This is a genomic window from Duganella sp. GW821-FHT07F09, from assembly GCF_059418705.1.
The window spans coordinates 74,306-88,221 of sequence record NZ_JBWKQJ010000009.1 but is presented as its reverse complement, the minus strand read 5'-3'; the positions used below and the strand labels follow the sequence as shown (position 1 = coordinate 88,221).

The following is a 13,916-nucleotide window of genomic DNA, read 5'->3' as shown; positions in this document are numbered from 1 at the left end:
CTATTTAATGCATATTGGAAAAGTTTCATAGTTTACAAACCAAGCTGTCTCATGCTGGTCTTACGGTGCATCGGTCGGTTTGTTTTTTCGCTGTTTTGACGCGATCAGAGCACGCATTTCAGCCATAACCTGATGATGCGGGATGCTGGGATTTGGGTCGTCGAGGGCCGCCTGCACCTGTTCCCGGAACCACCGATCGTACGCTGCCGCATCTTCTACAGCAGAAAACCCTGATTCGCTGGGAGAAAGGGGCGTGCTCATAAGCTCAAGGTTACACCATGCGGTGTCAGTGTCCTCGAATTTCGCAAGTTGAGTACGACGCTGCTTCCGAATCAAAAAAGTGGTTGATCGGAAACATATCGGCACCGGGACGGAAGCGCGCAGTAGAACTGACCGGTCACCTCTGATCTTTCGCAATTGCGCGTCCCGGTTGTCTTGACTCAGCCCAAGTGGCCTCTTAGAAAGGCGTTCAACAATGGGGCTTTTATCTTGTCGGAGGGGGCCATGCCACATTTATACGAAAAGGCCGCATTGTTGGAGGGGCAGGAGGTTGTCGACGGGGCCAACTGCGTCAGACTTGTACAGAGTTACTCGAAAGTTGGACTGGCGGCGCATTGGCGGCCGGGTGTCCGGGTGCTCGATAGTCGCGGCCTTAGAGTGGGCACGGTGATCGCAACTTTCGATAAATTTGGGAGGTATGCGAACCAGAATCGAGGCAACCACGCGGCCTTTTTTGTCGGCCTAGGCGCTACCGATCCGAAGACTGGGAAGCCAGGGAGTATCATCGTCATCGAACAGTTTAAGGGGCTTCATCGCATCCAGCGCCGCGCGATCCGGGCCAGGGTAAAAACCAAGGCCGAAGGCGGTCTCTATAGTGATTCAGATAATGCGACTACTTTCTATGTTGTCGAATAGCGTGCTTGCGCTCGGTCTTCTCGTCGTGCTGACCGCGTCCGCCGAGCCGATTAGCTTGCAGTGCCCGGCGCGTTATCTTGGTGAACGGCACGTAATTGACCGAGCCCCCGCTGGGTGGGACGGTTTCGTTTCTATCGAGAAGGGCTCGCTGCTCCGGGCCGCTGGTGCCTATACAGCGGAAGCAAGGGATCAATTTGAGTTACGGGGGGCGGACCTGCCCCGAGGCGCGGGCCGCGAATTCGGCTTCGAAGGCACCGCCGAGGACGGCGAGAAGTTCGTTTACTGCGGCTATGGCGATGGATCGGATATTCGCCTGGTGCACCGGTTGCCTGTGGCAGTTAAGCGCTGTGAAATAAGAGAGCAAAGGTCACGGCAGCGACTTGTGGCCGCCAAGATCCGGTGCGAATGATTGCACTCTGGCCGACCAGCTTGACGACTGTCTACTGTGAATTCGGCGTTCTGCATGCTCATGCAGTTACGTCGGCGTTCTACTTTGCCGACAGCGTAGACATGTCGGTGTTGAGTTGTTTGATGCGCCCGATATCCAGTTCGATGCGGCAGGTAAGGCGTCGCATCTCAAGCGCGTTACCGATTGCGCCGCCGCTAAGAAAATAGGCGAAGGCGCATTGCGCATCTCGATATTGCTCGTACGCTTTGTTGGAAGCTCTGAGCTTTTTCTTCGCAAGGTCGATGAATCTTGCATCCTCGTCCCATTTTGAAATCGCGGCAGCAGCTTGCTCTTCGGCGCGCTTCAGTGTTGCGTTACTCGCGCGAGATTCCTTCTCTAGACATTCCCGCATTTCTGCTTGCGAATAGGCACCGCATTGTTCGAGCGCCGTAGGCTTGCTTTGGAGTTCGGCAGTCCTGACTTTGCCGGAAAAGGCCGACAACGCAAATGCGCAGACCAGAACGATGAGATTTGAAATTCGCATGAGGATTTCCTTCATTTGCTGGAGCCGGCGCCGTGGCGTTCCGACCCCGCCACCTTGGGTTGATGCCGCGACAGGCTACCACGGCGATCACGCCCGTGACCGCGAGCATGGCGGCGGTGTGGACGCCGACGGCAGCTAGCGCCATGGCCATCGAGCCGGTCGCAGTGATCTCGCGCGCCGGGGTGTCGGACAGGCACAGCGGGATCAGCGCCGGCACCAGCATCAGGCCCGAGCCATGCGCCGTCGATATCATCAGCGACCATAAAGCAAGCGCCGCCGGGCCGCCAGGATTGGGTCGATGCCGGCGCAGCAAGCGGCACAATTGATGCACAACGATGCCGGCGAACAGCGCGGCCGCCAGCCACCACAGCATAGTACGATCCGTCACCAGCCCCGACGCCACCGCAGCCGCCACCAGCGCCACCGATGCCGCGTGTCCGACCGCGATCGGCACCAGCGCCCACAGTGCCTGTCCGCTGTCGCGCGCCCGCACGCCGCGCGCGACAGCGAACATCCAGCCGGTCGCAGGGTTCAGCCCGTGCAGGGCGCCGACCCCGGCGACCGCCAGCCATGGAAGCCAGTTGGACACGATCTCAGCTACCGCTCAGGCGCCTGCCGCGCAGCAAGAAGCTGCAGGTGCGGCCGCCGGTGCCGTCTCATAACGGTCATGGTGGCACACCCATTCCATCGGATACGACAGGCCGTCTTCGTTGCGCCCCAGCGGCGTCAAGTCAAGGAAGTTATAGGTATGCATCATCACTTCCACCCCGCGTCCGTAGGTGGAGTAGGTCAGGTAGACCTGTCCCGCATCGTCCTTGTAGAACACGCTAATGCCCGGGGCGTCCGGATGCGGGAACGGCTGCTGGACATAGTTGTAATAGACCGCGCCGCGGGCCATCTCCTCCGGCGTGAAACTGACATGGAAGTCGTAGTTGAATTCGCTCTCGCCCGACGAAACCCACTGGAACTGCCAACCCATCCGCCTGCGCATGCGCTCCAGATCGGCCAGCGGCGCGCGCGAGACCGCCACTACCGTGGTGTCGCGCTGCGCCAGATGCGCCAGCGCGCCATCCGTATGGTCGGCCATGTACGAGCAGCTCTTGCAGCCCTGTTCGGCGCCCGGCGTGTACATGAAGTGTTGCACCACCAGTTGGCGGCGGCCTTCGAATAGTTCGGCCAAGGTGCGCCGGCCGGACGGCGTGTCGAACACGTAGTGCTTGTCGATGCGCACCCACGGCAACGCTCGGCGTTCGCGGGCGACCTGGTCCTTCAAGTGCGTCAGTTCCTTTTCGCGCGCCAGCAGCGTCTTGCGTTGTGCAAGCCATAGGTCCGCCGAGACGACGGAATGATGTGGTGTGTTCATGATCTGCTCCTTTCGAACCTGGTCAACGTGGGGATTGCGGACGGCGCACGGCGCGCACCTTGCCGCCGGGGCCGCCGCCGGCGTAAAACAGGTCGCCGCCATCGGATTCGAGCCCGCTGACGCCGGTGCCGGTCGGCATGCCCAGCCGCTCCAGCACGGCGCCGCTGGCCGGATCGATGTGCACCAGTTCGCTCTCGTCGCCTTCCCAGGTGCCGTGCCACAGCTGGCCGTCGACCCAGGTCACTCCGGTGACGAAGCGGTTCGATTCGATGGTGCGCAGGATCTTGCCGGTGGCCGGGTCGATCTGGTGGATCTTGCGGTCGCGGTACTGGCCTACCCACAGGCTGCCTTCGGCCCAGGCCATGCCGGAGTCGTTGCCGTCGCCGGGCGCCGGGATCGACGCCACCACCTTGCCGCTGGCGGGATCGATCTTGTCGATGCGACGCTCGGCGATCTGGTACAGGTGGGTGCCGTCGAAGGCGGTGCCGGCGTCGCAGGGGCAGGGCAGCGAGTCGGTCGGGTCGCCGCTGGCCGGGTCGAAGGCGATCAGGCGCTTGCCGGTGGCGGCCCAGACGCGCTTGCCGTCGTGGGTGACGCCGGCGACGGTGTCGGTGTCGGGGAAGGGGCCGTATTCGCGCACGATCTCGGCCGGGCGCAGTGTCGGTTCGGCGGGTTTGCTGGTTTTGCTGGTCATGGTGGTCTCCTGTGGATGCGCCCTGGATCGGCGCCGCAAGAGCACTTTATGCCATCTGCGATGCGGCGGGGAGTAACAAGATTGTCGTGTATCCGGCCAGCGGCGGCGCTAGCCAACGCTGGGTGCGGGCGCGTCCGATGGAGCGCACCCGGCCATCGGCCGCCAGATCGGCCAGCGCGCGCTGCACGGTGCGCTGGCTGGCGTCCAGGGCTAATGCGAGGGCCGAGGTCGACCAGGCGGCGCCGTCGGACAGCAGCGCGATCAGCGCGCCCTGTTCGCCGTCGACGGGTGGCGCCAGCAGCGCCACTTCGCGCCCGTCCAGCGGGCGCAGCACGAATCCTCTTGCCGTCGCTTCGATCCGCGCCAGCGGCGTGATCAGCGCGCGCAGGCGGCCGATCTCGACCCGCAGGCGGGCGCGGTGGGTCTCGTCCGGTTGGCGGGTGTTGAAGGCGCTGTCGATCAGCGCCTCGCGGTCGACGGCGGCGGGCCAGGCTTCGGCCAGCGCACGTGCCAGCGCGAACAGCACGGGACGTCGGGCCAGCGGACGCCAGTGCGGGCCGGTGCCGATGCCATGGCGGCAGGCGTCCACCACCAGTGCGCCGGAGTCGAGCAGGTCGGCCACTTCGTCCAGCAGCAACGGGCGCGCCTGGCCGGCGGACAGGCGGCGCGCCGCCGGATGCGTCAACGCGCCGCGCGCCGCTTCCACTTCGGCCGTCAGCGCCGGCAGGCGGGCGCGTTCGGCCGCTGCCTGCGCGCGGGCCAGCGCGGCGCGGGCGGGGACAACGTCGAGGGAGCGCAGGCCAAGTTCCGCCGACGCCAGCTCGGCGACGGCCGCCAGGGCAGGCGGCAGCGGGTGGCCGTCCAGATGGGACAGTTGCGCTTGCGCCTCGTCGAGCCGGCCCAGCAGCAACAGCTTGCGCACGGCAATGAGCCGCGCCTGCATCGCGTTGGCGTGGTCGGCATGGGCTTCCAGCGTGGCCAGCGCGGCCGTCAGCGCGCGCGGCGTGCCGCTGAAATCGCGCACGGCCAGCGCCACTTCCGCCTCGGCCACCACGCAGCGGGCCCGCGCCAGTTGCTCGTGCGCGCCGAAACCACGGGCGGCGCGCTTGAGCAGTTCGCGTGCGCGCGGGTGCTCGCCGAGTTGGGCCATGGCGATGCCGCGCAAGGCCAACGCCGGCGGGTCGTCGCGCAAGGCGACATGCTTGAGGGCGCCGAGGGCGTCGCCGGCGGCAAGGGCCCGCGCGGAGGCGGCGATCAGGGAGTCCATGGCGAGAGCATACACTTGGCGCGATTGATTTCGCGGAATCGGTCAAGGTACACTAGCTGCGGCGCATCGCCACTCGACTTCAATAGACTAAAGGACGGGCAAATGTTCAGTCATGTGATGATCGGTTCGAATGATATCGAACGCTCCAAACGGTTTTACGATGCTGTGCTCGGCGTGCTTGGCGCAGGTGAGCCGTTCCGCAATACTGCGGCTGCCGGCCATGAGCGGCTTTTTTATCGACACGAAGGAAATACTTTCGCCGTGACCCAGCCGCTCAATGGGGAGCAGGCGTGTTGCGCGAACGGCGGCACGATCGGTTTCAAGTGCACCTCTCCCGAGCAGGTGCGGGAGTTTCACGACGTGGCTGTCGCGCATGGCGGCAACACGTGCGAAGAGCCACCCGGCCTGCGCGATGGCAGCTTGGGGGCTATGCACCTCGCTTATGTTCGCGATCCGGATGGAAACAAGCTTTGCGCGCTTTATCGCGTCAAATAGCGGACCTTATCTGCCACGGTAGCTATTTGGCACTTGCTCATCCACGGTGGTGAGCAGAGTTACGCGATCACAACCGTGGTTTGTCCAAGCGCGCTCCTGCTTTCCTTCCTCACCACAATGTCCACGTCGCAGCCGAGCCGGTTCAGGCACTCGATCAACTTTGCCTGGCTAATTCCTCGAAATTTACCGCGCAGTAAGTCGGAGAGTTTTGGCTGTGTCATGCAGAGCATCTCGGCGGCGTGTTGCTGCGTTAATTGTCGATTAGCGATGATCTGAGCGATCTGGTGCGCGAGTCCGGCTTTCACCAGCATTTCGTCGGCGTCAGGACGTCCTAGGTCGGCGTAAGGGTTGTTGCTGCCGTCCTCGATGATAATGCCGCTAACGGCTCTGGTCGTATTCATGTTCAGCAACCCTTCTCAAGTGCGATCACGGCTTTCAGGCGGGCTTCGATTAGGTCTATGTCTGGTTTGGGCGTTGCTATGCCGCGCGTTGACTTCTTTTGAAAGCAATGCAGCACATAGACTGCCGTTGGGTAACGTACTGTGTACACAGCGCGATAGGTGTCACTGTGGTAATGCTCAACCACCTCGAGCACGCTACCGCCACCGAAACCCTTTAACGGCTTCGCATCGCTATGCTTGCCACCTGTCTGCGCCAGATGTAGCGCGTAGCCGAAGAAGTCTTGCACCTGATCCGGCATCGCAGCCAAGTCCTTTTTTGCCGATCCAACCCAGCGCAACGGTCGTATGGCCAGCATGGTTTGATTATATCTAAATGTGGAAGGGCCAATTGCCGGAACTGCGGTGACGCTCGTCGTCCCTTACCTCGGTCGCTCAGTATTTTTTAAGGTAACTCGTTAGTGAACTTGCCGTTTGACCGAAATCACCGTGCATAGGATTCGCGCGACCAATCCGGAGAAGGCCGCGTGCCTGCTACCAAGCCTCTAGTGTTAAGTGCGCTCCCAACTGCTCAAATAATGTAAGATCATTTTGATAACTTACTTCACTAGGGAGAATACCGGATGAAACGCAATGCCCTCATAGGCGCCATGATCGTGGCCGCAGCGCTCGCGGCTTGCAAAAAGCAAGAGAAGGTCGAGGAGGCGCCGGTCGTCGCCGCGCCCGTTCCCGTCACAGCGCCAGACCCGGCCACCGCCGGCAAGATCCCGGCCGCCGAGCAGACCGATGAACAGCGCGAGATGGCGAAGAAGCAGGCGCTGTTGGCCTACGGCGTGATGGAGGATAAATACATCAACGATCCGCGCGCGCAGTGGGCGACGGAGGCCAAGGCCAGCTCTGTGTTCGGCGATCAGGATGGCAAGACGCCGGCCGATTCGAATCTGGCCAAGAACGCGATCGGCCCTAGCGATGGCAATACGTGGACCAACAATCATACCGACCAGGGTTTCGATTGGCTCGAGGCCACTTTCGCGACACCGGTCAATGCCACCGAGGTGCGCATCGTGTTGCCGAGCGGGCAGGGCGTGGAGGCGATCAACAAGGTGGAGTTGCAGGACACCGACGGCAAGTGGAACACCGTGTGGGAAGGTGTGAGCGATGTGAAGAAAGATGATCGCGGCAACCGCACTTGGTTCGTTAAGACTTTTAACAAGACCGCTTACAAGGCGAAGGCTGTGAAGGTCACTTACGCGAACAACCTGCAGCACGACTATAAGGTTATCGATGCGGTGCAGTTGGTGGGGGATAAGTGATCGTGGGATCTTGCATGAGCCGTGAGCGGCGCATGCATGGCGGATTACGCTTCGCTAATCCGCCCTACGTGGTTTAGATTTATTCGTCGCCAGCAGTCTTATTCGTCGGTCGACGGTCCTTGTTACAGGTTGTCGGCGGCGCGGCGCTTGTCGGGCTCGTTGAGCACGCGGGCGATGACCGGTAGCGGGACGCCGGCGTCTTCCAGGAAAAGGGCGGCGGCTTCGCGGCCGTCGGTATCGAGCATGGCGATGCCTGCGTGGACGGCGATGGCCTTGGCGCGGTCTGGTCGGGAACGTCGTTCTATCATCATGTGGCCTCCTGTCGTTAAGAAGACAGTATCACAAAAGCAATGGCATTGCGCGCACGGGCCGCGTGCCCGGAACCGGGCCGCGCGGCGCCGCCGTTATGCCATCTTGCGCGCGAAGCCGGCGCGTATGTCGCAGGCGCTGCCGATGGCGCGCAGGATTTCTTCCATGCCGGCCGGTTTGGTGATGTGCTGGTCGAAGCCGGCATCGTGCGTGCGTTGGCGCGTGCCCTTGTCGCCCCAGGCCGTGAAGGCGACCAGCGCGAGATCGCTAAATTCCGGCTGCGCGCGCAAGGCGGCGGCCACCTGGAAACCGTCCATGACCGGCATGCCCAGGTCCAGCAGGATGACGTCGGGCGCGAAGTCTTTTGCGCTCTGCAATCCGTCGGCGCCGCTGTAGGCGACGGCGGTCTGGTAGCCGTACAGGCTGAGCAATTCCGCCGCGACGTCGGCCGCCTGGCTGTTGTCGTCGATGATGAGTATGCGTTTGGTTGAGTTGGACTGGTCCATGATATCGATCGAAAAAGTGGGCAACTGAAGCGTTGCGTCTTTCGGCTGGGGCCAGGCCGGATTTGGTTGCGCGTGCGGTGAATCTGGGCACGGCGGGCAGGATAAGAATTGCTTTCCTGAACTAAATTATAAAGGGAAACCAGTATGCAAAGGCAAGGTATTTAACATTTCTGTGCGGATAATCCTCTCTATTTCTTGAATAATTGCATAGGCGTCACCACTTAGGTTCAGATCCAATATCGAAAAGGAATGATGATGACGATTGAGAAAGCTATTTTGGCCGGTGGTTGTTTTTGGGGCATGCAGGATTTGATACGCAAGATGCCGGGGGTCGAAAGCACGCGCGTGGGTTATAGCGGCGGCGATGTGCCCAATGCGACTTATCGTAATCACGGCACGCATGCCGAGGCGATCGAGATTAATTTTGATCCGGCCGTCATCAGCTATCGCAAAATCCTGGAGTTCTTTTTCCAGATTCACGACCCAAGCACCGCCAACCGCCAAGGCAACGATGTGGGCACGAGTTATCGTTCGGCCATTTTCTATGTCGATGACCAGCAAAAAGCGACGGCCGAGGACACCATCGCGGATGTGAACGCGTCCGGTTTGTGGCCCGGCAAAGTGGTGACGGAGTTGTCGCCGGCAGGTCCGTTCTGGGAGGCGGAACCGGAGCATCAGGATTATCTGGAGCGCATTCCCAACGGCTACACCTGCCATTACATTCGTCCGGACTGGCGGCTGCCGAAGCGCTGAGACGGTCTGAACTTCGTTATGCGCACGTAAAAGTTCTTTGTAAACAACGGCTTGGAAATCGGAAGGTATACGGAAGGCGGCGTTCTCGACTGGTGGATACAGTGCACTCATGCACTTGCGTCCACCAGGAGAATACATCATGAGTCAATTATTTACCGCCGTTTATGAAGTCAACAGCGCCGTCGATGGCGGCCCGACCCTGCGGCTGAATCTGGTCGTCGATGGGCGCAACGACAGCGTCGTGGGCCACGTCCAGCTTGATGATTTTTCCGGCGCCGGCAAGGCGATCTCGGTGCGTGGCCATCATGTGGAAATCGACGGCGAGCAGCCCATGCAGGCCATCGTGCTGGCCGGGACGCCGACGATTTTTCCATGCACGGATGAAGACCCGAGCGCTTTCCAATTGCTGATGGTATTGCCGACCGCCTGGAAGGATGGGCAGGTTTGTTACAAAATGAGTTTCGGTAAAAACGCCCCCCGCGTTCTGGAAATCCACGACGGTATTGCGCGTGCGGTTATGCAAGGCGCGAATTAATGCGGTTTATATTTATACCTGCTTCACTACCACTTTTTTATCGTGCCAAATTGGTACTCGCCGATTAACAAAATGTTTATTGGCGGGTACTCTATTGCCAGTTTCATCCTCCGATAACGCGGCCCGCCATCATCGTTAGTGCGCGCTTACTATCCATGTCCTGACTGCTATCTTTCATTTCCCCCGAGATTGTTTTCTTTGAGTAACTGGTATTAGAGTGGATGTAATTATTAAAACCACTTGACTACCAATTCTTTCGGTTCCATCCTGAAAAAACAAGAAAAGCATAGATCACCCACCCGAAGGAGAGATGATGGAACATGCAGTGAAGGGGAACGCGGCCGTAATGGGCCTGATCGCCGGCATGCTGGCGGCTTGCGGCGGGGGCGGCGACACCCCCGCTTCCGATACATCGAACAAATTGCTGGCGGCGGTGCAAACCGCGGCGGCGGCGGCCGATGTTTGTCCGGCCTGGTCCTCCACGGCGATCTACACGGTCGACATGTGCGTGACCTACAACGGCGCCGTCTACAAGGCCAAGTGGTGGACGCAGAATAACGTGCCCGGCACGGAGCAGTGGGGACCCTGGGCTTTGCAAACCACCACGCCGACGCCGACTCCCACGCCGACGCCCACGCCGACGCCCACTCCAACACCGACTCCAACGCCCACCCCGACTCCAACACCAACGCCGACACCGATCCCGGGCGGCCGCGAAATCGGCTCCTACTTCGCGCAGTGGGGCGTCTATGGCCGCAATTACGAAGTGGCCGACATCCACACCACCAAAACGCCGGTCAACGGAGTGCAGACCAGCGTGGCCGACCAGCTCACGTTCATCAACTACGCTTTCGCCAATACCTACGCCAAGAACGGCGGCTATGAATGCGACATGGTGACCAAGGCCGAAACCGGCGGGTCGAATCCCAACTCGCCGGACGCCGGAACCGGTGGCGATGCCTACGCCGATTATCAGCGCTCGCCGGCGCGCACGGTCAACGGCCAGGCCGTGCCATGGGATGCGCCGTTGAGCGGCAACTTCCTGCAACTGAAGCTGCTCAAGGCCGCGCATCCGAACCTGAAGATCTTCATTTCGCTGGGAGGCTGGAGCTGGTCGAAGAATTTCTCGGCGGCCGCCAAGACAGACGCGTTGCGCAAGCAGCTGGCCAAGTCCTGCGTGAAGATGTTCATCGCCGGCGACCTGCCGGTCCAGGATGGACGCGGCGGCGCGGGCGCGGCCAAGGGCGTGTTCGACGGTATCGACATCGACTGGGAATACCCGGGCGGCGGCGGCCAGACCTACAACACCGTCGATACGGTCAACGACAAGCGCAACTTCACCTTGCTGATGGCGGAATTCCGCGCGCAGCTCGACGCGCAGGGCGCCATCGACGGCAAGCGCTATGCGCTGACGGCGGCCATCGGCGCGGGTGGCGAGAAAATCGCGCAAACCGAACCGGCGCTGTACGGCCAGTACATGGACTGGGTCAATCTGATGACCTATGACTTCCACGGCGGATGGGAAGCGACCACCAATTTCCACGCGCCGCTGTACCATGATCCGGCCGATCCATCGACCGGCAATCTGGCCAAGTACAACAGCCACGATTCGATCACCGCGCTGGTGGCCGCCGGTATGCCGCGCAATAAGATCCTGCTCGGCGTGCCGTTCTACGGACGCGGATGGAAGGGCGTGGCGGCAGGCCCGAACGGCAACGGCCTGTATCAAAGCACCGGCGGCCCCGCGACCGGCGCCTACGAGGCCGGGATCGACGACTACAAGGTGTTGATTAACAAAACCGGGTCGCGCTGGTATCATCCAGTGACCAAACAGCTGTACCTCTACACCGGCGGCGGTGAGTGGTGGAGCTACGATGACCCCACCGTGATCGCGACCAAGATGCAGTACGTTCGCGATCAAAACCTGCGCGGCGCCTTCTCCTGGGAATTGGACGGCGACGCCAACGGCGCCCTGACCAACGCCGTCTGGATAGGACGTTAAACGATGATGCGCCATGCCACCGTTACACCCGTAGCCGTCAACGACGCATGGCGCACCTGGATCGCCGAGAACCTGATGCTGGGCGGCCGGCCGGAGGGCCTGGTCGGTGTTTTGATCCAGTCCGGCATCAGCGAGCAGGATGCGCTGGCGGAGGTCGATGCCGCGCTGCGCAGCCCTTACCTCAAGGGGGCGTCGCGCTTGCACAACCGGCTGGCGAAGCGCGACTGGGTGCTGGGCATCCAGTCGCGATTGAACCGTCTGGCGCCGGTGGAGGTGCCGCGCCGCGAGCGCCTGTCCGGTGATGCCTTCCTCGAGGAGCACTACCGCCGCAACCAGCCGGTGATCATCACCGGCATGCTGGACGACTGCGTCGCCCGCACCAAGTGGACCCTGGATTATTTGAGCGATCATCTGGGCGAGCGCGAAGTCGAGGTGCAGTTCGGCCGCGACGCCGATCCGAACTATGAATTGAACAGCCAGGCGCACAAGCGCCGGATGCCTTTTGGCGAGTACGTGGAACTGGTGCGCGCCAGCGGCCGCACCAACGATTTCTACATGACCGCCAATAACGACGAGAGCAACCGCGAGGCGCTGCGCGGGCTGATGGACGATCTGCCGCCGTTGGCCGAGTATCTGAACGAGGAGCGCCGCGGCTTTTTCTGGTTTGGGCCGGCTGGCACGGTGACGCCGTTTCATCACGACCTGACCAACAACTTCATGATGCAGATCGCCGGCCGCAAGCGGGTGCGCCTGATCGCGCCCTGCGATATTCCCCACCTGTACAACCAGCGGCACTGCTTCACGCCGGTCGACGGGCGGGCGATCGACGTCCAGCGCTTCCCCATGATGGCGAACGTGCCGGTGATCGACTGCGTGCTGGAACCGGGAGAGATCCTGTTCCTGCCGGTCGGCTGGTGGCATTTTGTCGAAGCGCTCGATATCACCATCACCATCTCCACCACCCATTTCAGGTGGGATAACGACTTCTATTCGGCTTACCCGTCCGATCACGACTTTTGATCCGCAAGTCCGGATCGATTACAATCGTGTGGCCGACAGTAGACCGCAAGCGAGGCCGCCATGCCCATGCACTACCTGCGTGCCTTGACCGGTCCGCACCGCACCGATATCAGCAACCGCCGCCTTGGCCGCGCGCTGGCCTTCGTGGCCGGCGCGGTCAACGCCGGCGGTTTTTTCGCAGTGGGGCAGTACACTTCCCACATGTCCGGCATCGTCTCGGCGCTGGCCGACAACGCGGTCCTTGGCGACATGGCGCTGCTGCTGGCGGGGGGCATATCGCTGTTTGCCTTCTTCCTGGGCGCGGCCACCTCCGCGATCCTGATCAACTGGGGCCGCCGCCGGGACGCGCATAGCCGCTACGCGCTGCCGCTGATGCTGGAGGCGGCGTTGCTGCTGGTGTTCGGCTTGATGGGCAGCCGGCTGGCGGAGCACGGCCATATTACCGCCATCGTGGCACTGCTTTGTTTTGTGATGGGACTGCAGAATGCCATCGTCACCAAGGTGTCGCGTGCCGAGATCCGCACCACCCACGTCACCGGGCTGGTGACCGATATCGGCATCGAGCTGGGCAAGCTGTTTTACTGGAACCGGGGGCAGGTCGGCGGGGATGGCGCGGCGCCGGACAAGGTCGTGGCGGACCGCAATCGATTATCCTTGCTCTGTTCCTTGCTGGGCGCATTTCTGCTTGGTGGCCTGCTTGGCGCGTTCGGCTTCAAGCTGTTGGGTTTTATCGCCACCGTCCCTTTGGCGCTGGCGGTGCTGTCGCTCGCGATCATTCCCCTTTTCGACGATTTTTATCACACGCATTGACTTACGATGATCAGACCCGCCACCCCGGAAGATGCTTCCGCCATCGTCGACATCTACAACCATTATGTCGCCACCACGGTGATCAGTTTTGAAGAACGCCCCGTCACGCCGGACGAAATGGCCGGCCGCATCCGCGACGTGATGGCGGCCTTGCCCTGGCTGGTGTACGAGTCCGGGGGCGTTGTGGTGGGCTATGCCTACGCGACCAAGTGGCGCGTGCGCAGCGCCTACCGCTATTCGGCGGAGACCAGCGTGTACGTCGCGCCGGGGCAGGGCGGGAAGGGCATCGGCTCGGCGCTGTACAAAACCCTGCTGGAGGACCTGCGTGCGCGCAAAATCCATATGGCCATCGGCGGCATCGCGCAGCCCAATCCGGCCAGCGTGGCCCTGCACGAGCGCCTGGGCTTCGAGAAAGTGGCACATTTCAAGCAGGTGGGCCGCAAGTTCGACCGCTGGATCGACATGGGTTACTGGGAGCTGCGACTGGGCTAGCCGTACTTCCACGTCGCCCCTGGCGTTGACCCGTTATTGGCGGCGCATCGTGCGTCGGGGCCGGCCAAAAATTGATATGATGCGGCTTTGTTAACACCGGGTTCGCCCGCAG

19 protein-coding genes and 1 pseudogene are annotated in these 13,916 nt (G+C 61.7%); 10 read left to right on the top strand and 10 right to left on the bottom strand.

What is annotated here, in order from left to right; translation table 11 throughout:
- Nucleotides 1-60: 60 nt before the first annotated feature.
- Entirely contained in the window at nt 61-261 is a 201-nt protein-coding gene (gene relB / locus AC07P1_RS22870; RefSeq protein WP_494698006.1) for a type II toxin-antitoxin system RelB family antitoxin, read from the bottom strand.
- Nucleotides 262-504: 243 nt separating this feature from the next.
- Between relB and AC07P1_RS22865 the strand changes: the two genes are divergently transcribed.
- On the top strand, nt 505-915 hold the full coding sequence (locus AC07P1_RS22865) for a BPSL0067 family protein (RefSeq protein ID WP_494698005.1): 411 nt from the start codon (nt 505-507) through the stop codon (nt 913-915).
- Complete coding sequence (locus AC07P1_RS22860) at nt 902-1,324, top strand: STY0301 family protein (RefSeq protein ID WP_494698004.1); 423 nt, start codon at nt 902-904, stop codon at nt 1,322-1,324. Before AC07P1_RS22865 ends, AC07P1_RS22860 begins: the two co-directional genes overlap by 14 nt.
- Nucleotides 1,325-1,403: 79 nt before the next feature.
- On the opposite strand, the gene AC07P1_RS22855 is transcribed toward AC07P1_RS22860, so the two are convergent.
- The 5 genes and pseudogenes from AC07P1_RS22855 to AC07P1_RS22835 all read right to left on the bottom strand — a co-directional run bounded on the left by AC07P1_RS22855 (nt 1,404) and on the right by AC07P1_RS22835 (nt 5,171).
- Nucleotides 1,404-1,715 (bottom strand): lysozyme inhibitor LprI family protein, encoded by a 312-nt coding sequence (locus AC07P1_RS22855; RefSeq protein WP_494698003.1) that lies wholly within the window; start codon nt 1,713-1,715, stop codon nt 1,404-1,406.
- 190 nt (nt 1,716-1,905) lie between these two features.
- A pseudogene (locus AC07P1_RS22850) lies at nt 1,906-2,439 on the bottom strand (hypothetical protein); the annotation flags it as partial.
- Nucleotides 2,440-2,451: 12 nt separating this feature from the next.
- Nucleotides 2,452-3,210, bottom strand: a complete 759-nt coding sequence (locus AC07P1_RS22845; protein WP_494698002.1) for a DUF899 domain-containing protein — start codon at nt 3,208-3,210, stop codon at nt 2,452-2,454.
- A 22-nt stretch (nt 3,211-3,232) separates the two neighbouring features.
- Entirely contained in the window at nt 3,233-3,904 is a 672-nt protein-coding gene (locus tag AC07P1_RS22840) for an NHL repeat-containing protein (RefSeq protein ID WP_494698001.1), read from the bottom strand.
- 46 nt (nt 3,905-3,950) lie between these two features.
- Nucleotides 3,951-5,171, bottom strand: coding sequence for a helix-turn-helix domain-containing protein (locus tag AC07P1_RS22835; RefSeq protein WP_494698000.1), 1,221 nt, complete (start codon nt 5,169-5,171; stop codon nt 3,951-3,953).
- A 102-nt stretch (nt 5,172-5,273) separates the two neighbouring features.
- On the opposite strand from AC07P1_RS22835, the gene AC07P1_RS22830 reads away from it, so the two are divergent.
- On the top strand, nt 5,274-5,666 hold the full coding sequence (locus AC07P1_RS22830; protein ID WP_494697999.1) for a VOC family protein: 393 nt from the start codon (nt 5,274-5,276) through the stop codon (nt 5,664-5,666).
- Between the two features lie 59 nt (nt 5,667-5,725).
- On the opposite strand, the gene AC07P1_RS22825 is transcribed toward AC07P1_RS22830, so the two are convergent.
- Together AC07P1_RS22825 and AC07P1_RS22820 are read right to left on the bottom strand one after the other, a co-directional pair.
- Nucleotides 5,726-6,067 (bottom strand): helix-turn-helix domain-containing protein, encoded by a 342-nt coding sequence (locus tag AC07P1_RS22825; RefSeq protein ID WP_494697998.1) that lies wholly within the window; start codon nt 6,065-6,067, stop codon nt 5,726-5,728.
- Nucleotides 6,068-6,069: 2 nt separating this feature from the next.
- Complete coding sequence (locus tag AC07P1_RS22820) at nt 6,070-6,423, bottom strand: type II toxin-antitoxin system RelE/ParE family toxin (RefSeq protein WP_494697997.1); 354 nt, start codon at nt 6,421-6,423, stop codon at nt 6,070-6,072.
- Nucleotides 6,424-6,687: 264 nt separating this feature from the next.
- Here AC07P1_RS22820 and AC07P1_RS22815 point away from each other — a divergent pair, with 264 nt between their 5' ends.
- A complete protein-coding gene (locus tag AC07P1_RS22815; protein WP_494697996.1) occupies nt 6,688-7,377 on the top strand; it encodes a hypothetical protein in 690 nt (229 codons plus the stop codon).
- A 122-nt stretch (nt 7,378-7,499) separates the two neighbouring features.
- Here AC07P1_RS22815 and AC07P1_RS22810 read toward each other — a convergent pair whose 3' ends face one another.
- Nucleotides 7,500-7,688, bottom strand: a complete 189-nt coding sequence (locus AC07P1_RS22810) for a hypothetical protein (RefSeq protein WP_494697995.1) — start codon at nt 7,686-7,688, stop codon at nt 7,500-7,502.
- 93 nt (nt 7,689-7,781) lie between these two features.
- Entirely contained in the window at nt 7,782-8,192 is a 411-nt protein-coding gene (locus AC07P1_RS22805; protein ID WP_494697994.1) for a response regulator, read from the bottom strand.
- A gap of 249 nt (nt 8,193-8,441) precedes the next feature.
- Between AC07P1_RS22805 and msrA the strand changes: the two genes are divergently transcribed.
- The 6 genes from msrA to AC07P1_RS22775 all read left to right on the top strand — a co-directional run bounded on the left by msrA (nt 8,442) and on the right by AC07P1_RS22775 (nt 13,804).
- Complete coding sequence (gene msrA, locus AC07P1_RS22800; protein WP_494697993.1) at nt 8,442-8,945, top strand: peptide-methionine (S)-S-oxide reductase MsrA; 504 nt, start codon at nt 8,442-8,444, stop codon at nt 8,943-8,945.
- A gap of 139 nt (nt 8,946-9,084) precedes the next feature.
- A complete protein-coding gene (locus AC07P1_RS22795) occupies nt 9,085-9,480 on the top strand; it encodes a DUF1842 domain-containing protein (RefSeq protein WP_494697992.1) in 396 nt (131 codons plus the stop codon).
- A gap of 313 nt (nt 9,481-9,793) precedes the next feature.
- Complete coding sequence (locus AC07P1_RS22790; RefSeq protein ID WP_494697991.1) at nt 9,794-11,482, top strand: glycosyl hydrolase family 18 protein; 1,689 nt, start codon at nt 9,794-9,796, stop codon at nt 11,480-11,482.
- Nucleotides 11,483-11,485: 3 nt separating this feature from the next.
- Nucleotides 11,486-12,502: a cupin-like domain-containing protein gene (locus AC07P1_RS22785; protein ID WP_494697990.1), complete on the top strand. Its 1,017-nt coding sequence runs from the start codon at nt 11,486-11,488 to the stop codon at nt 12,500-12,502.
- A gap of 60 nt (nt 12,503-12,562) precedes the next feature.
- Nucleotides 12,563-13,312, top strand: coding sequence for a YoaK family protein (locus AC07P1_RS22780; protein ID WP_494697989.1), 750 nt, complete (start codon nt 12,563-12,565; stop codon nt 13,310-13,312).
- A gap of 6 nt (nt 13,313-13,318) precedes the next feature.
- On the top strand, nt 13,319-13,804 hold the full coding sequence (locus AC07P1_RS22775) for an arsinothricin resistance N-acetyltransferase ArsN1 family B (RefSeq protein WP_494697988.1): 486 nt from the start codon (nt 13,319-13,321) through the stop codon (nt 13,802-13,804).
- The last annotated feature ends 112 nt before the right edge of the window (nt 13,805-13,916 follow it).